The 22,476-nt window shown below is 37.5% G+C and carries 18 protein-coding genes and 1 pseudogene; 11 read left to right on the top strand and 8 right to left on the bottom strand.

The window, feature by feature from the left end; genetic code table 11:
* The first annotated feature begins 132 nt into the window (after positions 1-132).
* The 3 genes from ACOXY8_RS11115 (at position 133) to ACOXY8_RS11105 (ending at position 3,580) form a co-directional block, all read left to right on the top strand.
* Positions 133-1,548, top strand: a complete 1,416-nt coding sequence (locus ACOXY8_RS11115; protein ID WP_458331664.1) for a hypothetical protein — start codon at positions 133-135, stop codon at positions 1,546-1,548.
* Between the two features lie 182 nt (positions 1,549-1,730).
* On the top strand, positions 1,731-3,416 hold the full coding sequence (locus ACOXY8_RS11110) for an ATP-dependent nuclease (protein ID WP_458331663.1): 1,686 nt from the start codon (positions 1,731-1,733) through the stop codon (positions 3,414-3,416).
* Positions 3,417-3,421: 5 nt separating this feature from the next.
* Positions 3,422-3,580, top strand: coding sequence for a hypothetical protein (locus ACOXY8_RS11105; RefSeq protein ID WP_458331662.1), 159 nt, complete (start codon positions 3,422-3,424; stop codon positions 3,578-3,580).
* Positions 3,581-3,593: 13 nt separating this feature from the next.
* Here the strand turns inward: ACOXY8_RS11105 and prfB are convergent.
* The 3 genes from prfB to ACOXY8_RS11090 form a co-directional block, all read right to left on the bottom strand.
* Positions 3,594-4,683 (bottom strand): peptide chain release factor 2 gene (prfB, locus tag ACOXY8_RS11100; protein WP_458331661.1). Its coding sequence is split into 2 segments (ribosomal slippage): positions 3,594-4,622 and positions 4,624-4,683, totalling 1,089 coding nucleotides; the frame shifts between segments, so codons are not numbered across the junction.
* A 579-nt stretch (positions 4,684-5,262) separates the two neighbouring features.
* The gene (gene tnpA / locus ACOXY8_RS11095; RefSeq protein ID WP_458331660.1) at positions 5,263-5,697 is read right to left on the bottom strand and encodes an IS200/IS605 family transposase; all 435 of its coding nucleotides are present in this window, start codon (positions 5,695-5,697) and stop codon (positions 5,263-5,265) included.
* Between the two features lie 759 nt (positions 5,698-6,456).
* Positions 6,457-6,957: a metallophosphoesterase family protein gene (locus tag ACOXY8_RS11090; protein WP_458331659.1), complete on the bottom strand. Its 501-nt coding sequence runs from the start codon at positions 6,955-6,957 to the stop codon at positions 6,457-6,459.
* 77 nt (positions 6,958-7,034) lie between these two features.
* Between ACOXY8_RS11090 and ACOXY8_RS11085 the strand changes: the two genes are divergently transcribed.
* From ACOXY8_RS11085 to ACOXY8_RS11075, 3 genes are read left to right on the top strand one after another with little or no spacing between them, the layout of a single operon-like run.
* A complete protein-coding gene (locus tag ACOXY8_RS11085; protein ID WP_458331658.1) occupies positions 7,035-8,420 on the top strand; it encodes an alanine/glycine:cation symporter family protein in 1,386 nt (461 codons plus the stop codon).
* A gap of 60 nt (positions 8,421-8,480) precedes the next feature.
* Positions 8,481-8,789 carry a rhodanese-like domain-containing protein gene (locus ACOXY8_RS11080; RefSeq protein ID WP_458331657.1) on the top strand — a complete coding sequence of 103 codons (309 nt, stop codon included), beginning with the start codon at positions 8,481-8,483 and terminating at the stop codon, positions 8,787-8,789.
* A 6-nt stretch (positions 8,790-8,795) separates the two neighbouring features.
* Complete coding sequence (locus tag ACOXY8_RS11075) at positions 8,796-9,563, top strand: EI24 domain-containing protein (protein ID WP_458331656.1); 768 nt, start codon at positions 8,796-8,798, stop codon at positions 9,561-9,563.
* Here ACOXY8_RS11075 and ACOXY8_RS11070 read toward each other — a convergent pair.
* Positions 9,538-9,729, bottom strand: a pseudogene (locus ACOXY8_RS11070) (MFS transporter); the annotation flags it as partial. The gene ACOXY8_RS11075 and the pseudogene ACOXY8_RS11070 sit on opposite strands and share 26 nt — an antisense overlap.
* Before the next feature lie 1,038 nt (positions 9,730-10,767).
* Between ACOXY8_RS11070 and ACOXY8_RS11065 the strand changes: the two are divergent.
* The 5 genes from ACOXY8_RS11065 (at position 10,768) to ACOXY8_RS11045 (ending at position 15,573) form a co-directional block, all read left to right on the top strand.
* Positions 10,768-11,142 (top strand): DoxX family protein, encoded by a 375-nt coding sequence (locus ACOXY8_RS11065; RefSeq protein WP_458331655.1) that lies wholly within the window; start codon positions 10,768-10,770, stop codon positions 11,140-11,142.
* 189 nt (positions 11,143-11,331) lie between these two features.
* Positions 11,332-11,700, top strand: coding sequence for an RNA polymerase sigma factor (locus ACOXY8_RS11060; protein WP_458331654.1), 369 nt, complete (start codon positions 11,332-11,334; stop codon positions 11,698-11,700).
* Positions 11,701-11,728: 28 nt separating this feature from the next.
* Entirely contained in the window at positions 11,729-12,337 is a 609-nt protein-coding gene (locus ACOXY8_RS11055) for a hypothetical protein (protein ID WP_458331653.1), read from the top strand.
* A 321-nt stretch (positions 12,338-12,658) separates the two neighbouring features.
* A complete protein-coding gene (locus tag ACOXY8_RS11050; RefSeq protein ID WP_458331652.1) occupies positions 12,659-13,564 on the top strand; it encodes an NYN domain-containing protein in 906 nt (301 codons plus the stop codon).
* 146 nt (positions 13,565-13,710) lie between these two features.
* On the top strand, positions 13,711-15,573 hold the full coding sequence (locus tag ACOXY8_RS11045; RefSeq protein ID WP_458331651.1) for a M1 family metallopeptidase: 1,863 nt from the start codon (positions 13,711-13,713) through the stop codon (positions 15,571-15,573).
* Positions 15,574-15,779: 206 nt separating this feature from the next.
* Here the strand turns inward: ACOXY8_RS11045 and ACOXY8_RS11040 are convergent, their stop codons facing one another.
* From ACOXY8_RS11040 to ACOXY8_RS11025, 4 genes are read right to left on the bottom strand one after another with little or no spacing between them, the layout of a single operon-like run.
* On the bottom strand, positions 15,780-19,211 hold the full coding sequence (locus ACOXY8_RS11040; RefSeq protein WP_458331650.1) for an efflux RND transporter permease subunit: 3,432 nt from the start codon (positions 19,209-19,211) through the stop codon (positions 15,780-15,782).
* Between the two features lie 8 nt (positions 19,212-19,219).
* Positions 19,220-20,395, bottom strand: a complete 1,176-nt coding sequence (locus ACOXY8_RS11035) for an efflux RND transporter periplasmic adaptor subunit (protein ID WP_458331649.1) — start codon at positions 20,393-20,395, stop codon at positions 19,220-19,222.
* A gap of 3 nt (positions 20,396-20,398) precedes the next feature.
* Positions 20,399-21,742: a TolC family protein gene (locus tag ACOXY8_RS11030; protein ID WP_458331648.1), complete on the bottom strand. Its 1,344-nt coding sequence runs from the start codon at positions 21,740-21,742 to the stop codon at positions 20,399-20,401.
* Positions 21,739-22,350, bottom strand: coding sequence for a TetR/AcrR family transcriptional regulator (locus ACOXY8_RS11025; RefSeq protein WP_458331647.1), 612 nt, complete (start codon positions 22,348-22,350; stop codon positions 21,739-21,741). Before ACOXY8_RS11025 ends, ACOXY8_RS11030 begins: the two co-directional genes overlap by 4 nt.
* Positions 22,351-22,476: the final 126 nt, after the last annotated feature.

Below are 22,476 nucleotides of genomic sequence, written 5' to 3'. Positions count from 1 at the left end.
TTGCATATTCAAACTTTATACATTATGTTTATAATCAAACGTTGAAAATTAATAAAATACTCTATCTGACAATAGAGAATAAACGTAACTGTAGCATTATTGAAGATGTTACCACAATCTTAAAGTGACACGATGAAAGAATATAAAGGAATAGGATTTACTATCCCAAGTGCAAATGACAACTTTGTCCGTTTGGACAGTTTCACTTCCTTAGCAGATTCAGATATAGCTATATTCTGTCCAGACCTTTCAACAACAAGTTATTCTACATATGACAGCAGTAATTATCATAGTAGTGGAGAATACGAAGGAAAAAAACTTTATAATAAAGAGTCGTCTGCATCAATAAAGGAACATTTAAAACATTGGAAAAAGGAGCTTTTACATTTTGTTGAAACAGGAAGAACACTTTTTGTTGTTCTTCCTCAAAAGTCTGATTTCTTTGTTTACACAGGAACAAAAGACTTAAGCGGAACAGGAAGAAATCAAAAAACTACTTATCACGTTTCTCCATTTTCAAACTATTCATTTATCCCATTTAGCTTTTTAGAGTTTCATACTGCATCAGGCAAAAATGTTTTCCCTAAATCAGACTTAGCAAAAGAATTTTTCAATCAATTCAAAGACCTGATTACTTATGAAGTTTATTTAACATCGCAAAAGGAATTACAAGGATTATTTACAACAAAAAATGGTGATAGGATATTAGGAACAATAGTTAAAATTAAAGATGGTTATGTAGTCTTTTTGCCAAATTTAAATTTCAATGACCAGGTCTTTTCATTTTATAACAAGGAAAAAGATGAAGAGTATTGGACTGAAGAAGCTATAAAGCGAGGCAAAATATTGATTAACTCATTGGTCTCAATTGATAAATCTTTACGAAGTGAAAAAGTAAAAACTCCAAAACCAGCTTGGCTTGAAAAAGATGAATTCTCCATTGAGAATGCAATTGAAACGAAAAGAATAATTAAAAAAATTAAAAACGAAATTGAAAAAAAGACAAAGGAACTCAAGGAGCTAAACTCAATTCTTGAAGAACAAGAAAATTTAAAAGATTTACTTTTTGAAACAGGCAAACCTCTTGAGTTAGCAGTTATAAAAGCCTTGAGGATTTTAGGGTATAAAGCCGAAAATTATGATGATGGAGAACTAGAATTAGACCAAATTATTTTGTCACCTGAAGGTTTCAGATTTATAGGTGAATGTGAAGGGAAAGACAATAAGGATATTGACGTTTCTAAATTTAGACAATTGTTAGATGGACTAAATGCAGACTTTGAAAAGGAATCAGTAATTGAAAAAGCATTCGGTTTGTTATTTGGTAACCCTCAAAGATTTGTTTCACCAAATGAACGAACTTTAAACTTTACTTTAAAATGTAAATCAGGAGCAAAGAGAGAAAAGATTGGTCTAATAAAAACAAGTGACTTGTTTATAGTTTGCAAGATTGTTTTAGAAAAAGGCGATGATGAATTTGCGAAAAAGTGTAGGGATGCAATCATTAATCAAATGGGTGGTATTATAATATTCCCAGACCATGAATAAAATAGAGGACGCCGACATACTTTTGGTTCTATGGCTGGTTACCTGGTTAATTCAACATTCTACCTCGCATCAACTTTTGTGGAGTATTGACAGTTTTGTGCTCCTAAATCCGCTTCTTTGCCAAGCGCCAAAACTTTACTGGCAACCATAGTAAAACACCCATTAGAAAACTATCAAAAAGTATGGCAATAAGAATTTGGATTAGCAGCATAACTTTTAGTGATGAAACTACCCTTCAATTTGACAAAGATGATATCGTTGTTTTTGTTGGTCCTAACAATGCTGGAAAAAGTGCTTCACTAAAAGAAGCGTCAAGCCTATTGCGGTCTAAAAAGAATAAGGTAAAAGTATTAAGAGATATAACTATTGAAAAGGAAGGGGATGAAAGTGGCTTGTTTAGTTTACTTGAAATCTCTGCAACAAAAAATTATGACAGTAGTCCAAGTCAAATCCTTTATCAAGGATTTGGATTTAATATTTGGGAATCTTCAGTAAAAAATATTTTTTCAAAATATGATAATGGAATTGGTGAACTTTCATCTTTGTTTGTTAACATTTTAACAACAGAACAAAGATTGTCAGCAGCGAATCCTCCACAAAATATTAAGCTAACAACGGAAGCAATTCAACATCCTATTCATTTTTTGCAAAAAGATGATTCGTTGGAACAAAGGTTCAGTGACTATTTTAGACAGGCATTTGGAACTGACTTAATTGTTCATAGAAATGCAGGAAGTGAAGTGCCACTATATGTTGGAGAAAAACCAATGCCAATGGTTGGTGAAGACAGAGTTTCCTCATCATACTTAAAAGAATTGGAGAAATTGGACTTGCTTCACGAACAAGGTGATGGAATGCGAGGTTTTGTTGGTGTTCTTTTAAATGCATTTATATCAACTCATTCCATATTATTTATTGATGAACCTGAAGCATTTTTACACCCACCCCAAGCAAGACTTTTGGGCAAAATGCTTGCAAAAGACTTACCATCTGAAAGGCAATTATTTTTGGCAACACACAGTGAAGATTTTCTTAAAGGTCTGTTAGATGCTAATGTCAACAAGCTTAAAATTGTTCGTATTCAAAGAGAGGGTTCAATTAATAAAGTTAGTACATTGACAAGCACAGATATTGATAATATTTGGAATGATTCGCTTTTGAGACATTCAAATGTATTAAATGGCTTATTTCACTCAAAAGTGGTTATCTGCGAAAGTGACTCAGATTGCAGATTCTTTTCAGCTGTATTGTCTGCTCAATTTGACCACACAATTTCAATTGCACCAGACATATTATTTATTCATTGTGGTGGGAAACACAGGATACCAACCGCGATAAAGGCTCTAAAAAAGCTTAATGTTCCAATCAAAGTAGTTTCTGACTTTGATGTTTTAAATGATATTAATCCTATCAAAGAAATTTTTGAGGATTTAGGTGGGGCATGGTCTGACATTGAAAAGGATTGGAACATTGTAAAAAAAGAGATTGAAAAAAAGCGACCTGAATTTTTAACAGTGGATATAAAGAGAGAAATCGAAGCCACATTTAATAGTACAACAGAAAGAATATTCCCTAAAGAAAAAATAAATGAAATTCAGAGAGCATTAAAAAAAGCCTCTGCTTGGTCTGAAGCTAAAGAGGTTGGAAAATCTTATATTCCTAGCGGAGGTGCAACACAAGCGTTTGAGCGATTACAGTTAAAATTAAAAGAAAAAGGGTTTTTAATTCTAGAAGTAGGAGAGTTAGAAAGTTTTGCGAAAAGTGTAGGAAATCATGGTCCGAAATGGGTAAGTGAAGTATTGACTAAAGACCTTAATGCTGACATAGAACTTGAACAAGCAAGGCAATTTGTAAAACACTTTCTATAAAAAATATGCAAAAGCAAGGAAGGGCAGCCAATAACAGCGTGTATTTAGCTAAAGCAGGTGAAGTGGTGAATCAAAGGTCTATGCTTCTTAGAAACTTTGTGCTAAATGGAAAGAAAAGGCCTTCTAGTCCGCTACTTCGGGTACCCGAAAAATATTATGATTAATCTTTTCTAATATCTAATCCTCCTGTTCTCCACCCATTAAATAAGCTTTGATATAATCATCTAAATCCCCATCGAGGACATTTTGTACATCTGTGCGTTCCACACCTGTACGAGCATCTTTGATCAACTTGTATGGGTGTAGCACGTAGTTTCTGATTTGCGAACCGAAATCCACTCGCATTTTACCGCTTTCGACTTTATCGCGTTCGGCATTTCGTTTTTCCACTTCGAGTTGGTAAAGCCTTGATTTTAGCATTTGCATGGCTAATTCGCGGTTGGCAAGCTGGCTTCGCTCCACTTGGCACACTACTACAATACCTGTAGGTTTGTGAGTAAGCTGTACTTTCGTTTCTACTTTGTTTACATTTTGACCACCCGCTCCACCAGAACGTGAGGTATGCAATTCTACATCAGCTGGATTGATTTCAATATCTATATCATTATCTACTTTTGGATAGACAAAGATAGATGCAAATGAAGTGTGTCTTCTACCACCACTATCGAAAGGAGAAATTCTTACCAAACGGTGTACGCCAATTTCTGCTTTCAAATATCCATAGGCAAATGGACCTTCAAATTCCAGTGTAGCTGACTTGAGACCAGCTGTTTCACCAGGTTGATAATCTATTTGCTTTACTTTAAAGCCCTTTTTCTCGCCCCACATGATGTACATACGCATCAAGATTTCAGCCCAATCTTGGCTTTCCGTTCCTCCCGCGCCAGGGTTGATATCTAGCATGGCGCTTAGTTGATCTTCCTCAGCGCTTAGCATTTTCTTGAATTCTAGATCTTCAAGAATCTTAACGGCTTTTTGGTATTCAGCATCAACTTCTGCTTCGCTACCTTCACCCATAGACAAAAACTCAAATAAGGTTTCGATGTCTTCGATAAGCTGTTCCAGCTCTTCGTAAGCATCTGTCCACATTTTGAGGGCGTTGGTTTCTTTCAGTACTTTTTCAGCAGCTTTGGAGTCGTTCCAGAAATCCGGATCGGCTGCTTTTTCTGTAAGAATGGTGATTTGATCTATTTTCGAATCGTAGTCAAAGATACCTCCTCAAGGCCGAGATACGAGCCTTCAACGTCTTCAGTTGATCTTGGTTCATAATAAAAATGTCAAATTGGGATGCAAAAATGAGACATTAAAACCGCTTATTCAAGGTTTAATTTCAGTCTTTGCGAATTTGGTTTGGGTAAACCGTTGAAACGGTTCGGTCACAATTATTTTTCTAATCCCATGGTTGAAACCATGGGCTATGGTGTAATGCATTTTTAAACCGTTAAAACGGTTTGTTCATGATTGTATTTATAATACCTATGATTTAAGATGATTTTTCAAACCGTAAAAATGGTTTGTTTCTGATTATTTTCATGATCCCAAGGTTGAAACCATTGGCTATGGTTTAATACATTTTTAAACCGTTAAAACGGTTCGTTTATAATCATTTTCATGATCCCATTGTTGAAACCTTGGGCTATGAATTAAGACAATTTTCAAACTGTTGAAGCAGTTGTTTCTTAAATATTTCCATAGCCCACGGTTTCAACCGTGGGTATAGTACAGTTTCATTTTTAATGGATTTATCCATTTGATTTTTTATCCCATTGAATCGGATTGTCCCTGAATATTTTTATGGCCACATGATTGAAACCATTGGCTATGCACTTTTAATCATTATTGGGTATTACTTATCATCAAGTCCATACAATTTTAAAAATTCATTATACTCTTCTTGAAAAGACTTTTTTTTGTGATGTTGCTTTTGGTTTTTGATGTAACGAAATAACCTCTCAACTACGGACTCGGAAACAGAATACGCAGCATACCCGGTTTGCCAATAAAATTTGTCTTCAATTAGATTATTTTGATTGATAAAATGTGAGCTACTTCCTTTGATTTGTTTGATAATCTCTGCAATGGATTTTTGAGGATTCAATAAAAACAAACAATGGATATGATCTGGCATTCCGTTGATAATTCTCACGGGACAACCCTGCTCACGTAATTGTGAAGAAATATATTCATGCACCTTTTTCTCTGCCTGAGTAGAAATTAGAGGCAATCGATCTCTTGTTGCCCATATTGCGTGTATCCATAATTTATTGAATGAATTTGGCATAATGGTAGGTTTTTTAAACCGTTAAAACGGTTCGTTCATGGTTATTTTTCTGATCCCATGGTTTAAACCATGGGCTATGGTTTAGTACATTTTTAAACAGTTAAAACGGTTCGTTTATAATCATTTGATGGTTTCATGGATGAACCCATGGGTAATGGTTTAAGGCGATTTTTCAAACTGTCGAAACGGTTCGTCTTAAAATTTCACTCTATTTGGTTCCAAGATTAAGACCATTGCCTTAATTTAACATTATTTTTAAACCGTTGAAACGGTTCTTTCACAATTATTTTTCTAATCCCATTGTTGAAACCATGGGCTATGGTTTAATGCATTTTTAAACCGTTAAAACGGTTTGTTCATGATTGTATTTATAATACCATGGTTGAAACCTATGGTTTAATGCATTTTTAAACCGTAAAAATGGTTTGTTTCTGATTATTTTCATGATCCCTAGGTTGAAACCATTGGCTATGGTTTAATACATTTTTAAACCGTTAAAACGGTTCGTTTATAATCATTTTCATGGTTCCATGGTTGAATACATTTTTTCAATCTTTGAAACGGCTCCTTCTTATTTATTTCTAATTTTCAAGGGTGAAACCATTGGCTTTGATTTAAGATGATTTGCTAACTATTGAAACAGATGATTCTGATTATAAATCACGTACATAGCCCACGGTTTCAACCGTGGGTTTTGTAGTACAATTATATTTTTAATGGATTTATCCATTTCCCTATTTCTTTAATTGAAGACCAGCATCAAATCACCCCTCTTTTCCCAAGCTCCACCACTTCCATTTTGGTGATTTTTCCTGCTAATATTTCCATGCGGATAATCGTGCGCATTTTGTGGAATCCGTGAATACCCGCTGCACCTGGATTGATATACAATAAATTTTCAAAGACTGGATCTTTCTGCACCTTGAGAATGTGGCTGTGGCCGCAAACGAGTAGTTGAGGTTTTTCGCTTTTAAGTAGCGCGCGCAATTTTGGATTGTATTTACCTATTGAACCTGCAATATGGATCATCATCACCTTCATTCCTCCCGCTTCAAAAGTGAGTACTTCTGGAAAGTAGCGTAATTTTCCGCCATCGATATTGCCATATACAGCTTTTACAGGCGCTACTTTTTCCAAGGCATCTATTACTTCTTGATTTCCGATATCTCCTGCATGCCATATTTCATCCACCTCTTGCAGATATCCCAAAGTTTTTTCATCTATATAGGAATGTGTATCAGATATTAGCCCTATTCTCATTTTAATTTTTAAAATTGACCTGCCAATTTGGTGTATTTAAGTTTTAATCCCAACTTTAAGATTTACCAATCGACAAAATGAATATAGAAAGCTATTTATCGAAAGTTGAGCAGTTGTTTGTAGATTTTGGAAATGCTGCTTGGGGCACACCACTTTTGGTATTGCTCATGGGCGGCGGACTTTTCTTTTTAGTCTATTCTCGATTCTTACCATTCCGCTATTTTCACCAAGCCATTCGGATACTTACCCGCAAGAAGAAAGAAACCGATGCGCCGGGAGATTTAAGTCCATTCCAAGCCTTATCTACAGCTGTAGCATCTACAGTAGGTATGGGCAACATTTCCGGTGTAGCCGTCGCCATAACTATGGGCGGTCCGGGAGCTATATTTTGGATGTGGATGAGTGCATTTGTAGGGATGGCAACCAACTTTTTTACCTGTGCTGCTGCAGTAATGTTTCGTGGCAAAGATACCGATGGTAAATTGCAAGGTGGGCCAATGTATGTTATTGTAGAAGGCTTAGGCAAAAAATGGAAGCCTTTAGCCACTTTTTTCTGTATTGCAGGCCTTTTCGGGACATTACCTGTATTTCAAGCCAATCAGTTTACACAGCTTATTCGCGATGCGTATGTAGTGCCTGAGCTAGGTTTTGAAAATAATTTCAACACCAATCTAGGAATAGGCTTAGCACTTACGGTGGTCGTGTCTTTAGTGATTTTTGGTGGCGTAAAGCGCATCGGAGCCGTAGCAGCGAAATTGGTGCCTTTGATGGTAGTAATCTATTTTGTGTCAGTAATGTGGATAATTCTGACCAATTATACCCAAGTGCCGGATGCACTTTGGATGATTATAGAAGATGCGTTCACAGGTGAAGCGGTACTTGGCGGAAGCGTCGGTGCCATTATATTAGCAGGAGCACGCAGGGCTTCTTTTAGTAATGAAGCCGGCATTGGTACTTCGCCAATGGCAATGGGCGCAGTGAAATCTACCGAACCGATTGAAGATGGTCTAATTGCCATGCTCAGCCCAGCAATTGATACCTTGATTGTTTGTACTCTTACAGCATTGGCAATCCTAATGGCGGGTAATTGGCAGGGTTCCGAATTGGATGGAGTTACCCTTACCATGTCGGCATTCGATCAGGCAATTCCTGTTTATGGTAAATATATTTTGTTGCTTTCGGCAACTACTTTTTCGCTTACCACCATGTTTACCTATTCATACTATGGCACCAAGTGCACATCCTTTATGTTTGGTGCTAAAAATGGCCATTTGTACAATTATGTATATGTTGGCACGATCGTTTTAGGTGCAGTGGCTTCCTTGTCGTCCATGGTAGGTTTGATCGATGGTAGTTTCGCTATGATGGCTATTCCTACGATGGTTTCGGGCATTTTGCTAGCTCCACGAATTTGGAAAGCCAGTAAGGAATATTTCAAAAGAGTGGATGAGCATACCGCTTAATTCGTAAAGAGTGGATGAGCATACCGCTTAATTCGTTTAATATTATAAAAATCTAAAAATATGGATGCTATACACGCTTCGGAGTTTCAAGAAATATACGAAAAGGAAAAGGGCAAATTGAACCTAATTGATGTCCGTACGCCTCAAGAATTTGCTTCAGGGCATATTCCAAATGCTGTAAATATTGATATTATGGATCAGGCATTTGCAGAGGAAATTGCAAAACTGCCAAGAGAAAAGACCTATCATGTAGTATGTCGCAGTGGCAATAGAAGTGGCTCAGCTTGTGGTTATATGGAAAGCATAGGTTTCAAAGACGTGATCAATATTGCGGGAGGAATGCTTGACTGGGAAGGCGAAACTGAATAAATACCCTTGCAGATTTTAAAAGATATATGGCTCGCTGTAAATGCTTACTGGCGAGCTATTTCTTTTTTTCAGAAGGAAAGAAAATGGCATTGGCTGTTTTTGCCGGTTTTAGCCAATTTGATACTGTTCATATTTGTGGCAATTGCAGCATGGCAGTTTGCCGGCGAATTAGTGGACTATTTTATGTCATTTTTCCCTGCCTATGAAGCGGGAGGATGGGGTACATTTCTTCAATTTACGCTTAGCTTTGTAATTAGATTACTGGTTTTAGGGCTGTATCTAAAATTCTACAGATACATCATCCTTATTCTTTTTGCACCAATTTTAGCCTTTCTTTCTGATAAGATACTCAAGCAAGTTTTGGGCGTTCCATCCAAAGGCGGAAGCATCATAAAGCAAGTCATTAGAGGTGGGTGGATTGCTCTTAGAAACCTCTTTTTGGAGTTGTTAGCAACTGGAATTGTTTTGCTGCTTGCTTTGCTTTTTCCTCCTATTTTGCCTTTAGTGCCTATTTTCCTTATGCTATTGGCGTCCTTCTTTTTTGGCTATTCTATGGTAGATTATCGATTAGAATACCTAGGATTTACAGTGGCCGATAGTAACAGCATGCTGCTTAAGCGCTCTGGTTTTTTAATGGCCAATGGCTTTGTATTTCAGCTAGTGATTTTAATTCCCTTTGTAGGGGTTTTGTTTGGCCCAATTTGGTCTTTGGTTGCCGCTTGTTTGGTGCCAGTAGAGTCTAAGCCAATTACTGCCGAGTCATCCGAAATTTAATGACCATTGCCGAAGTGATCGTGAGCATTGCGACCAAAATTATAGCTGTGCTTAAGCCCAACCAATCAGCGACTATTCCTGTGAGAATTGCACCAATAGCATAACCTAAATCCCGCCAAAGTCTAAAAATACCCACACTCTCGGCTCTTTGTTTGGGATGTGTATTGTTTCCTGACTTGTCCACTTCTGAGTCTTTCAAAAAAATAGGGATTGATTTACAGCAAGACATCTCATTTTTTAGTTAGTTTGACCGCACTAATAGGGTCAAATGCTGCACATAAGAGTTGTAAAAACAAAGGGGACATCTCAGGCTTGAAAAAAATCCGTGAAATTGATTAATCCCTGCTTGCAGTATTTTCGCTCGTTATCGAAAGTCGGATTGCAAATCCTTTTTATCAGGAGTACGACATTTCAAATGTCGAACAGTTGGGGTGGGAGACCCGCAAGGTTTTCGAAACCTTGCGGGTCTTTTTAAAAAATTGGACACATTTTGGGCATTGATCTTTGGGCGAAATTTTGCGATTTTGAGTCGTTTTTCGCTTAATGATCATCGTATTTTTTTGGCCTGGCAGCACCCTCCATTTTGGGTGGTTTGCTTCGGCTTTGAACTAATTTGGTGAATCCTTTAGGGATAAAAAAATGAATGTGCGTTTTATTCGCAATATGCGTTTATTGCACATTTTTCGTGATATTCGTTTTCTTCGTTTTATGTTACTTTTTGCGTTTTATTCGCTTTATGCGTTTTCTGCGAGGTTCCGTACAATTAAAGCACAATGGGAAGACAAGGAAAGCACAAGGAAACCCTAAGGTAAACACCCACTAAAATGGGCTAAAATCGAGTGGAAAAAAATTCATATTTTAAATTTATGTATTTAAAATAATAGTATTTGAATATTTCTGAAAAAGTGACTTTCTGCAAAGAGGTGGGTTAATTTGGTCATAATTTGGGCTGAAACTGGGCAAAATGTACATGGATAATGAGCTGATTAGGCTTTGGGAATTGAAGGAAATTCAGGACTATTTTGGGTGGCGATTTTGGTGATTTTTGGGTGTATATTTTTAACTAACGGAAAATAATAAACGTTGATGGAGAAAAAAGGGATGACAGTTGACGGTTGAAAAAAATGAATCGACAAAATTCCTGCTTATAATTTGTATAATTGGTGACTCAAATCACTTAGAAATTCCAACTAATACAAACAATATGAAAGCGAAAGTAAAGTATCTAGGCTTGATTACCCTTATTGGTTTCTATCTATTTGCCGGGATCAATCATTTTATAAACCCTGATTTTTACCTCCCGCTTATTCCACCTTACTTGCCTAATCATGAAATTATCAACTGGTTGGCAGGTATTGCTGAGATCATACTTGCCATCGGAATGATTACTCCTGCGACCAGACGGATTTCAGCTTATGGAATTATTGCAATGCTTATAGCTTTCATTCCATCACACGTTTATATGATTCAGCTTGACAGCTGCATCACCGATGATTTTTGCTTCGACCCAATTGTTGGTTGGGTTCGTTTGGTGGTTATCCATCCACTATTGATACTTTGGGCTTGGTGGCTCAGATAAATTACCCTCTGACTGTGAGGTTTTTATAATATTTTTTTAGGTAACTGTGATTTTTCTCTCCTTTTAGATACTAATTACTTGAGGATTGATACTAAATGGAAATTGCCAAGCAGTTTACACAAGTAATCAAAGAGAATGAAGGCATTATCATAAAGGTTTGCAGCCTTTATACTTTCAATGCAGACGATTGTGCCGACGATCTGTATCAGGAAATTATATCAGCTTTGGAAATCATTTGGATCCTATAAGGCGAAAGCAAAATTGAGCACATGGATGTATAGAGTGGCGATGAATACGGCCATCTACTTTTTGAAAAAGGAGAAGAAAGAAATCAGAACTACGCCCCTTGAAGGCAGTTTTCTTCAATTTGCTGAGGAACTGGATAAGCGGGAGGAAGAAAAAATTCAACTGCTTTATCAACACATTCAAATGCTCAGTTTGCTCGAGAGAGGTATTATTCTGCTTTATCTAGAAAGCAAAAGCCATGAGGAGATTGCAGACGTGATGGGCTTATCTATTACCAATGTAGGAACACGCCTTTCGCGAATTAGAAATTAAAATCACAAATCACCAAAAATCAGTAAGCATGGAATTAGAAGAAATGAAAACATCTTGGGAGCAAATGAACCGGAAATTGGCCAAACAAAAGAGTGAAAATATACAATTGATAGAAAGGATGACGAAGCACCAGTATAAATCCAAACTAAACAAAATTGGCTATTCAGAATATGTGGGCACATTGGTTTGTTATGTGGCAGCCGCATATTTGAGTGTGAACTTGCCAAAAATGTCCGATCCAATAATGCAGGTTTTCGCACTTATTAGCATCCTTCTTTTATTTGCTTTGCCCATCATTTCATTGAAATCGGTAAGAGGATTATCAGCTAATATGGATATGACTATTAGCCATTTGGACTTGTTGAAACGCTTCGCAAGCAAAAAACTACGTTTCCGAAAACTACAAAAGCTTAATGTGTCGCTTGCGCTGTTTTTGATGATCATTATCATCCCAGTTCTTGCTTCTATTCAAGGAAAAGCGCTTAATGATATTGCAAATTTTTGGACAATAATTTTCCCGATTGGAGTGGTATTTTTCCTTGGCTTTGCGTATTGGGTACTACGCTTTTACAATAAAGCTCTGGCTCAAATGCAGGAATTACTTGTGGAATTAACAGCAACAGATAATGATAGATAGAGATAATTCAGAGTCATGGAAAGTAGCTTGATAATGCCTTCTCAGGATAAACTCATTTGAATAGAGATCATTTGAATCTAAGAAATTCGGTAAGTCTTGAAATACAGGTCAATTATGATAATTTGGCCGTTGAGGGTTTACCGTTTTTTTATTTACTGGTAATAAGCCTTATAATTGCAATCTAGAGTAGATATTTAATTAAAATCAGAATTTAAACAAAAGGACTAACGCTCCGTTTTTAAAAATACCTTAATTAGTACTTTATTGAATATAATCTTAGTTACTAGAATCAAATAAACCCCAATTATAAATTAAAAACTTATGTCTAATACAATTAATAACCCTGGCCTCACAAGGATAGGAGTTTTTTATGATGGTAATTATTTTTTACACGTAAGCAATTATTACAACTACGTACATCCTAGGAAAAGAAGATTAAGCATATCAGGTTTGCATCAGTTCATTCGGCATCAAGTAGCCACTGAAGAAGGTATTGATCCACGCCATTCACAAATAGTAGATGCCCATTATTTCAGAGGAAGATTAAATGCCCAAGAAGCCAGTCAAAGAGGCAATCAACTATATTATGAGCGTGTATTCGACGATATATTGATGTCAGAAGGAGTGGTGACTCATTACCTCCCGCTCAAATATAATATGGGAAGGAAAGAGGAAAAGGGTATAGATGTATGGCTGGCATTAGAAGCTTACGAGCTTTCTTTATATAAGAAATTCTCCGTTTTAGTATTGATTGGATCAGATGGTGATTATGCTCCTTTGGTAAGAAAACTCAACACTCTTGGCACGAAAGTGATGATCCTAAGCTGGGACTTTGAATATACCAATGATCAAGGAAATAAGGTAGTTACTCGCACTTCGCAGGATTTATTAGAAGAGGTGAGCTATCCTATTTCTATGCATGAAATTATCGAGAATAGAATGCGTAAAAATGAGGCATTGGTCAACAACTTATTTGTACCGGAAACCACTATTAAGCATGAAGAAGTTACCCAACCAACGGATGGAGAACGCAAGCAAGGAGCGATATTAAGTCTCAAAAATGGCTATGGATTTATCCAATTTCCGCCAAACAATCTATTCTTCCATTATTCAGATATCGTAAATGTAGATTTCAATGAATTGCAAGAAGGCGATGTGGTGGAATTTGATATCGAGAAAAATGAACGTGGCTATGATGTAGCTACCAATGTAGAAAAAGTTGAATAAGAATAGATTAGACTTGAATACGTAAGGCTCCAATTTGGAGCCTTTTTTATTTCCGCTAAAAGAATAAACTTTGCCTTAGTTGATACTATTCAATATTATTATCCTATCAACCTAAAATCAACAATATGAATCTAAAAAAATTCCCAATGAAAACCCTTTTTCTGGCTTGCGCTATGGCAGTTATGACCATGGTTTCTTGTCAGCAAGCCGGCGAGGCTAAAGTCGAAGAACAAGACGACAAAAGATGGCAACAGCGTGCTGAATATGCAATGGAAGTAGATATGAATACCGAAAACCATCGCTACACGGGCAGCCAAAGTCTTAAATATTACAATAACTCTCCAGATACTTTGCATAAAGTATTTTACCATTTGTATTTCAACGCTTTCCAGCCAAATAGTGCAATGGATATGCGATCAAGAACTATCCAAGACCCTGACAGAAGGGTAGGTGATAGAATCTCTAAATTAGCGGATGATGAAATTGGTTACTTAAGAGTTTCCAACCTCAAAATGAATGGAAAAGATCAGCCAAATAAGGAGGTAGGAACCATCTTAGAAGTAAGTCTGACGGATCCTATTATGCCAAATTCAAGCGTGACTTTTGACTTAGATTTCGAAGGCCAAGTGCCGGTGCAGATCAGAAGGTCAGGTCGCAATAGTGCTGAAGGCATCGATTATTCTATGTCGCAGTGGTATCCTAAATTGAGTGAGTATGATTACCAAGGTTGGCATGCAAATCCATATATCGGACGTGAGTTTCACGGTGTATGGGGCGAATTTGATGTGAAAATAACTATTGATAGCAGCTATGTGATTGGTGGAACAGGCTATTTGCAGAATCCTCAAGAAATTGGTCATGGATACGAAGATGAGGGAATGGAAGTGGCTAGACCTGATTCAGAAAAACTAACGTGGCATTTTAAAGCGCCAAATGTGCATGATTTTATGTGGGGGGCTGATCCGGATTATACACATACTAAGCGCAAAATGGCGGATGGCAAAACGACGCTACATTTCTTCTATGTGAAAAATAGCCAGAATGAAGAAGCTTGGGCAGAATTGCCAGAGCTTACTGAAAAAGCTTTTAATTATATCAATGCCAATTTTGGTCAGTATCCATACGAGCAGTTTTCTGTCGTAATGGGAGGCGATGGTGGAATGGAATATCCAATGTCTACTTTAGTGACTGGTAACAGAGGCTTAAGGAGTTTGATTGGTGTTACAGTTCACGAAGCACTTCATAGCTGGTATCAAGGAGTGCTGGGTAGTAATGAGAGCCTTTACGCCTGGATGGATGAAGGTTTCACCAGCTATGCCAGTGGTCGCACAATGGCGCACCTTTACAATCCTGATAATCAGTTTCCAAATAGAGGAAGTTATGGCGGATACATTAATTTGGCTAAAAGTGGATTAGAAGAGCCAATGAGTACTCATGCCGATCATTTCAATACCAATTTTGCTTATGGTGCAGCGGCATATTCTAAAGGAGCAGTATTCATGGCTCAAATGGGCTATGTTATCGGTGAGGATGCATTGTCAAAAGGACTATTAAGATATTTCAACGAATGGAAATTCCGTCATCCGAATCCGAATGATGTGACCAGAGTAATGGAAAAAGTGTCTGGTTTGGAACTAGATTGGTACAAGGAATATATGCTTTACACGACGAATACTATCGATTATGGAATAGCTGAGGTGACAGAAGCGGGAGATATAGCAAGTGTAGAGCTTGAGCGAATCGGTTTATTCCCAATGCCAATTGATTTGTACGTGACTTATGCGGATGGAACTACTGAAGTTTATAATATTCCATTGCAAATAATGCGTGGTGCAAAACCTCAAGATGCTGATGGTGTAACCTGGATAACTGCAGAAAGCTGGTCTTGGACGCATCCAACGTACTCTTTGAAGTTATCGAAAGGGATGGATCAAATTGCTAAAATTGAAATTGATCCTACTGAAAGATTGGCAGATATAGATAGGGAAAATAATATCTGGGAAAAGTAATTTCCGACAAATTGGGTTGAAAAGAAATTAGGTTCAAGTCTCGGGAAAAATCACCTGAACTTGAACCTAATTATCAACCAACCAACCATCACATGATCAATATCTCGCTATATCCACCATGCATATATTAAACTGACATTCAACTATAAAAAGTTGCATTATGTCTTAATATTTCTATCGTAAGTCAGAAATTGACATTATTAGTATCAACCTCCCGCTTTTGCTTGTCTGCTACTTTTTCTAGCGGCCAATTTATAGTTAATCTTATCTGTAATTAGGTACATCACGGGTACAATTACCAATGTAAGGAATGTTGCGAAAGATAAACCAAACACTATCGTCCAAGACATTGGTCCCCAGAATAAGACATTATCTCCACCCATATAGAAGTCTGCATCGTATTCAGTGAAAAACTTGATGAAATCTATATTTAAGCCAATAGCCAAAGGAATCAACCCTAAAATGGTGGTAATTGCCGTAAGCAACACAGGTCTCAGACGAGTTTTACCAGCAAGAATAATTGAACTAAGTATTTCATCATAAGGAAGTACGCCATTCTTTATTCCTAATTCATTTCTTCTTCTCTTGCGTGAGAGCTCAATAAAGTCAATTAAGACAATCGCATTATTTACCACAATACCTGCAAGGGAAATGATACCAATCATCGTCATGATTACTATAAAGTCCATTTGGAAAACCACCAAACCTATGAATACACCAATGGTACTGAATAGCACTGAAGTCATGATAATAAACGGAGCGGTGATCTTATTAAACTGCGATACGATGATCATAAAAATCAAGAATACTGCAATCATTAGGGCGTTAGAAAGGAAGGCCATTTCTTCGGCTTGCTTTTCTTGTTCACCTGTAAAGCTAATTGTATAACCAGCAGGAATTGGGAAGTCAATCAACAAATCTTTAATCTGATCATTGATCACTGTTGCATTGTAGCCGTCTAGAACATTTGAACTCAAAGTAACCACACGCTTCAAATCAATACGGCGAATAGAACCTAATGATGAACTCAACTCGGCAGTTGCCACCGAAGAAATAGGCACTTGCACCATCGTTCCATTATTGTCACGATAGGTGATGTTCTTATTCAACAATACATCCGGATCATATCTGTATTCATCTTGCAGTCGCAGATATACTTCGTACTCATCTTCACCTTGCTTGTATTTGCTTATTTCCTTACCAAAAAGTGCTGTCCTTATTTCATTGGCCACCATTGCTGATGACAAACCAAATCTCCTTGCACTTTCTCTATCAATATTCAATAGCAATTCAGGCTTACCCGTTTCCAAATCGGAGCGAAGACGTTCAATACCTGAAATACCAGAGCTGTTAATCGTGTTTCTTAATCTGTCGGTCAAAGCCACGATAGTTTCAAATTCTTCGCCGGAAATCTCAATGTTAATAGGCTTACCCGTTGGTGGGCCATCAGAATTTTTATCAACAGTTACCGTCACGCCAGGGTAATTATCCAAGCTCTCACGGATCTCTGACATAATAGCCGAAGTACTCAAATCGAGTCTATCCTTGAATTCCACAAAGTTGACAGTAATTCTAGCCTTATGTGGAGTTTCACCTTGGCCGACCGAACTCATATCGGCTGGATCGGAAGTTCCCTGCCCAACATTGGAGACTACTGATTTTACAATTGCTCTGTAAGGTTCAATCACTTCGACAACCTTTTCCTCCATCTCAAGAGCAAGTGCATTTGTCGTTTCTATGTCTGTTCCTACAGGGTACTCTATAAATACATTGACGTAAGCAGGCTCATTCTCAGGGAAGAAAAGCACATTAGGAGTAAATACTGCCATTAAGCCTATAGAGAATATGAGCATTACCACTGTACCAAAAAAGAATAAGTAAGGTTTGATTCCTTTCAAAGCATACTCTAATGTTCTCAAATAAATGCGTTCGATACTCGGGATTAATCGATCGTTGAATACATTCATCAATGGCATTAATATATACACATTAAGAGGGAAAAGTACAGCGACTAATATTAGCAGATTACCTACCCAGTAAATTTTTAAGAAAATGAATACTGCGCCAACTATAGCAGTAATGATTACACGAATCCACATTTTCCTATGATGGGTATTGCCCTGCTTATCTACTTTCATAAATGTGGCAATCAATACTGGATTGATGACCAAGGCTACGAAAAGAGATGAACCCAATGCGATAATTAGGGTAATTGGTAAATATTTCATGAATTCACCAATAATACCCGGCCACATGGCCAGCGGGAGGAATGCTGCTAGAGTAGTAGCTGTAGATGAAATAATTGGCAATGCCACCTCTCCCACGCCTTGTTTGGTAGCTTGATAAGCAGATAACCCCTGTTCTTCCATCAGTCGATAGACGTTTTCCACTACCACAATACCATTATCTACCAACATACCCAGCGCCATAATTAGGGCAAATAGCACCATCATATTGATCGTAATGCCCAATGCTCCTAAGATCAAGAATGTAGTAAACATAGAAAGTGGAATGGCCACACCTACGAATAGGGCATTACGAGTTCCTAAGAAAAGCAATAGAACTAGCGTAACGAGGATGATCCCAGATATAATGTTGTTTTCCAAGCTACTTACCATCATCCTAGTTTGTTCGGACTGATCGTTGGTAATGGTAATATCAAGATCGGCTGGAAGGACATTTTCTTTAGCAACTTCAATAATATTAAATATTTTCTCAGTTGCTTCAATCAGGTTTTCACCACTTCTTTTTACTACATCGAGCATCACTACTGGCTGAGAGGCAAGTCGAGCATAGTTTTGCTTTTCCTTGTAGTCAAATTCTACGGTAGCTACATCCTTGAGATATACAACGTCTCCTTCCTCCCGCTTCACTACAATCTCCTCCATTTGCTTCGGATCTGTAAATTCACCTACAACCCTGATGCTGCGACGAATATTGCCAGCTAAAATATTACCACCACTAATGGTTACGTTTTCATTTCCAATAGCTGTTTCAATGTCAGAAAAAGACACCATTCTTGCATCCATTTTAAAAGGATCTGCATGAATTTTTACCTCTTTCTCATCTACACCACGAATTTCAACTTTAGAGATTTCTTGTAATTTTTCGATCTCTTCTTCAAGGTCTTCTGCATACTCATTCAATTGCTCCAAACTATAATCACCACCTGAAAGGTTGATGTTGAGAATTGGAAACTCTGAGAAATCTAACTCGAACACATTAGGATCAGCCGGCAAATCAGTAGGCAGTTCTGATTTGGCTTTGTCCACTGCATCCTTCACTTTTTGCAAGGCATCAGTTACATCGGTGTCGGTCACAAACTCGACCACAATAGATGAGAAATCCTGAACGGATGTAGAGCGAATCACATCGACACCCGTTATGCTATTGATTTCTTTTTCAATTGGGCGCGTCACCAAGTTTTCCATATCGGCAGGTGAGTTGCCAGGATAGCTTGTACCTATATATACTGTCGGCTGACTTACCTCTGGGAAGTTCTCCTTGGGTAAGTTCATATAGGCCGTTAACCCAACTATCACAATAAGAATCGTCAAAACGAATACGGTGATCCTATTGTCAATGGCCAAGGTTGTGAGACCAAAGTCTTTTATTACCTTTTTCTTATTCAAATCCATACAATAATTTAATTAGAGGCTAATCGAACTAACATGCCTTCATTCATTTCTCTAAAGCCCTTGTCTATAAGCACATCGCCTATTGCAAGACCGCTATTTACTTCAGTTTTTTCCATAAAGGAATTACCCGTTTCTATGTAGGCTTTCTGGGCTACATCTACTCCGTCAACTTGTTTTTTCACCCAAACAAAGTTTCCTATACGATCCTGTAATATTAGGTATGTTGGAATTACCATTGAGTCATCATTCTGGTAATCAGTTAATAATAATGAAGCAATCATGTTGGGCTTCACATTATTCGGAACATCCTTGAGATTGATTTCTACAGCGAAGGTTCTATTATTCGGATTGATAACTGTACCTACAGAAGAGATTGTCGCTTTCAAAGTTGTGTTCACCGAAGGAAATGAAACATCCACCGAATCGCCAGGCGAAAAACGTCCAACATATCTTTCAGAAACTTCTCCACTCACATACATGTCGCGCATGCTTGTAAGCAATGCAATTGGACTGCCCGGACTTAGCATTTCACCCACCCGCACATTGAGTTTATCTATGGTGCCGGCAAATGGTGCTCTTACAGTCAATTTCGTCATTTCCGATTCCAGCGTTTGCATTCTACGCTCAAGCCCTTCCAAGTTATTCTTTGCTTGCAAGTATTGAATTTCAGTGCCAATATTCTGATCCCATAGTCTTTTTTGGCGCTCAAATACCGTTCTGGCCAACTCAGTAGAGGTTTTCAATTCCTCTACATTGTTGCTCATCACACTTTTGTCCAATTCTACAATCACCTGTCCAGCTGTTACTTGGTCTCCCTCTTGTACTCTAGCTCGAACTACTCGACCCATCATTTCAGCGCTTATCATTGCATTGGTTCTAGAGTTAACATTACCACGCACTTCGATTTTGTGTGTGAAACTCTCCTTCTGCACGGGTAAGGTTGTGATGATAGTCGAACTTACCGTCGACTCCAAAGCTGAAGGATCCATTGCTAAAATCTCACTTTCCAAGGTCTTGATTTCAGCTGAAAGCATTTGAGCTTCCGTTTTCAACTCTTCCAGTTTGGTCATTTTACCTTCTAGCGAATCGTCCGTGCTATTGCAAGCTTGCATTGCCACAAGTAGTATTCCTGCTGCCAATATATTTTTCATAGATAGGAATGATGTATGTATTCGTTTTTTCATGATTTACTTTTTTAGAACTCCCATTGCTTTTTCAAGCTCTACTTTTGCAATTAGGGCATCATACAATGCCACATAGTAATTGGTTTCTGCCTCTTTGTAAGAAGTTTCCGCTTCTACTACTTCGAGGTTGCTGCCAACACCTTCTTGGTATTTCACTCTGGTAACTCGAAATACCTCCATACCCAATTCCATATTTTCTTTTTCGGTCTTGAGTCTTTCTAAGCTATTGTTGAGTTGAGATCTTTTTTCTCTTAGCTCCAATTCGATATTATTTTCGAGTAAGGCAAACTGATTCTCTATTTGCTTTATCTCCAATCTGTTGCGCTGTATTAGCGAACTCTTATAAAAACCATCGAAAATGGGAATGCTAATATTCACACCATAAGCGGAATTTGGAATCCAGCTTGTGCCAAGTCTGAACAAATCACTGGTATTATCAGCAAACATATTTCCACCATAATTGATAAATGCATTTACAGTTGGAATGTATTTCACCTTATTGTTTTTGAGGTCAAGTTTAGCCAATGCTTCATTGGTTTGCAGTTGTGAGTACTCAATCCTATCAGCATAATTGAATCCTGCCGTTGGAGTAGTCCTCAAATCTGTCTCTAAATTTTCCAGATTATCAGTTAATTCCATAGGAGTGCCCACAGGCATTCCCATTTGAAACTGCAATAAATACCTGCTCATTTCTTCGAATTGGAGCAAATTGGTGCGCTGAGTTCTTATGTTGTTGTACTGAACCTTCACACGACTTATGTCTATTTGCTCTGCAAATCCATTGTTATAAAGGACTTCAGTTTCCCTAAGCAGAGAATCCAAGCGATTGAAATTTTTATCTACCAACTCCAATCGCTCCTGCGCAATCAGCACTCCGTAATAAGCTTTGGTTACAGCTTCTATTATATCAATCTCCGTCTTTATTTGATCTTTCTCTGCCAATTGGCGGTACGTCCTAGCCGCTTCCAAACCCACAAAAAATGACCCATCAAAGATCATTTGCTCCAAATTAACCAATGCATTCCCATTGTACTTTCGTTGGAAGGCAATGGTCGTTTCCTCATTGGTAATTGGGTTGGTAAATGGGACTTGCGGAATAATTAAGTTTTTAGAAACACCGCCATTTGCTGTGATTTGTGGTAGACCACGACTTAGCGTTTCTTTTACCACCGTTTCCGATATATCTCTCTCAATCTTCGCATTCAGGAGGTTTTGGTTATTTACCAAAGCATAATCCAAACTTTGTTGCAAGCTGAATGATGCACTTTGCCCAAAACCTGCGAATGATATCAGTACTAATAATGCACTCAATACATGTACTCGCATATTACTTAATATAATTTTCATGGTTTGATTTCATTTTGATAAGAGTTCCAAAGCTCTCTGCCTTTATCAGTCAAAAGGCCTAATACAAAGTTTTGAAATACTTGAATTTGTACTTGTGCCATGCTGAATTTCTCTTTTGGAAATAAATCCAAGTTGAAACAGAGCTGCACTTCTTCAATGCGGACGGTGGAAAGAACTTCAGAATCGATATTGTCTCTGAATAAGCCTTCCTTCATTCCTCTCTCAATTACTTTTTTTACATTGTCTTTAAATAGACTTTCTTTATAGCCTAAATAGTGATTCCAAGCCTTTGTGTGATATTTCTTCAAATCATACATCACATTAGGCGAAGTTTCCTCGACTATTTTGCGCAAACAAAGAGAGGTTAAATACAACTCTTCTATAGCGTTGCTGGCATTTGAACCAATTTCTTGAAATTCAGATTCATAGCGAAGTAAATGCCGCTCTGCAAAAAGTAAAACCAGCTCATTTTTGTCAGCAAATTCTTGATAAATCGTCTTTTTAGATACCGCTAAATTTTTGGCGATATCATCCATGGTCACACTTTTCACTCCATAGGACATAAAGAGAGTACTCGCAGCTTCTATTATTTTTTCCTTAACTTCCAATCTTCACAAATTAAACCGTGGAAACTTTTTTCGGATACAAAGTTTACAGCCTAAACTGAGAAAAAAAAATAAAGGTTTTAAATAATGTAGAACGGTGAGGCATCAGCATAAAAGGATAATTTTGCT

Origin of the sequence: Peijinzhouia sedimentorum (assembly GCF_049340005.1) — a bacterium.
Classification (GTDB): Bacteria; Bacteroidota; Bacteroidia; order Cytophagales; family Cyclobacteriaceae; genus CAXBDP01.
This window is presented reverse-complemented; position numbering and strand designations above follow the sequence as displayed.

Excerpts from the sequence above, each read along its gene's own strand:
- ACOXY8_RS11065 (WP_458331655.1), top strand. The coding sequence starts at position 10,768 with ATGAAAGCGAAAGTAAAGTATCTAGGCTTGATTACCCTTATTGGTTTC.
- ACOXY8_RS11115 (WP_458331664.1), top strand. The coding sequence starts at position 133 with ATGAAAGAATATAAAGGAATAGGATTTACTATCCCAAGTGCAAATGAC.
- ACOXY8_RS11085 (WP_458331658.1), top strand. The coding sequence starts at position 7,035 with ATGAATATAGAAAGCTATTTATCGAAAGTTGAGCAGTTGTTTGTAGAT.
- ACOXY8_RS11040 (WP_458331650.1), bottom strand. The coding sequence starts at position 19,211 with ATGGATTTGAATAAGAAAAAGGTAATAAAAGACTTTGGTCTCACAACC.
- ACOXY8_RS11050 (WP_458331652.1), top strand. The coding sequence starts at position 12,659 with ATGTCTAATACAATTAATAACCCTGGCCTCACAAGGATAGGAGTTTTT.
- tnpA (WP_458331660.1), bottom strand. The coding sequence starts at position 5,697 with ATGCCAAATTCATTCAATAAATTATGGATACACGCAATATGGGCAACA.
- ACOXY8_RS11080 (WP_458331657.1), top strand. The coding sequence starts at position 8,481 with ATGGATGCTATACACGCTTCGGAGTTTCAAGAAATATACGAAAAGGAA.
- ACOXY8_RS11035 (WP_458331649.1), bottom strand. The coding sequence starts at position 20,395 with ATGAAAAAACGAATACATACATCATTCCTATCTATGAAAAATATATTG.
- ACOXY8_RS11045 (WP_458331651.1), top strand. The coding sequence starts at position 13,711 with ATGAAAACCCTTTTTCTGGCTTGCGCTATGGCAGTTATGACCATGGTT.
- ACOXY8_RS11090 (WP_458331659.1), bottom strand. The coding sequence starts at position 6,957 with ATGAGAATAGGGCTAATATCTGATACACATTCCTATATAGATGAAAAA.
- ACOXY8_RS11105 (WP_458331662.1), top strand. The coding sequence starts at position 3,422 with ATGCAAAAGCAAGGAAGGGCAGCCAATAACAGCGTGTATTTAGCTAAA.
- ACOXY8_RS11030 (WP_458331648.1), bottom strand. The coding sequence starts at position 21,742 with ATGAAAATTATATTAAGTAATATGCGAGTACATGTATTGAGTGCATTA.
- ACOXY8_RS11055 (WP_458331653.1), top strand. The coding sequence starts at position 11,729 with ATGGAATTAGAAGAAATGAAAACATCTTGGGAGCAAATGAACCGGAAA.
- ACOXY8_RS11110 (WP_458331663.1), top strand. The coding sequence starts at position 1,731 with ATGGCAATAAGAATTTGGATTAGCAGCATAACTTTTAGTGATGAAACT.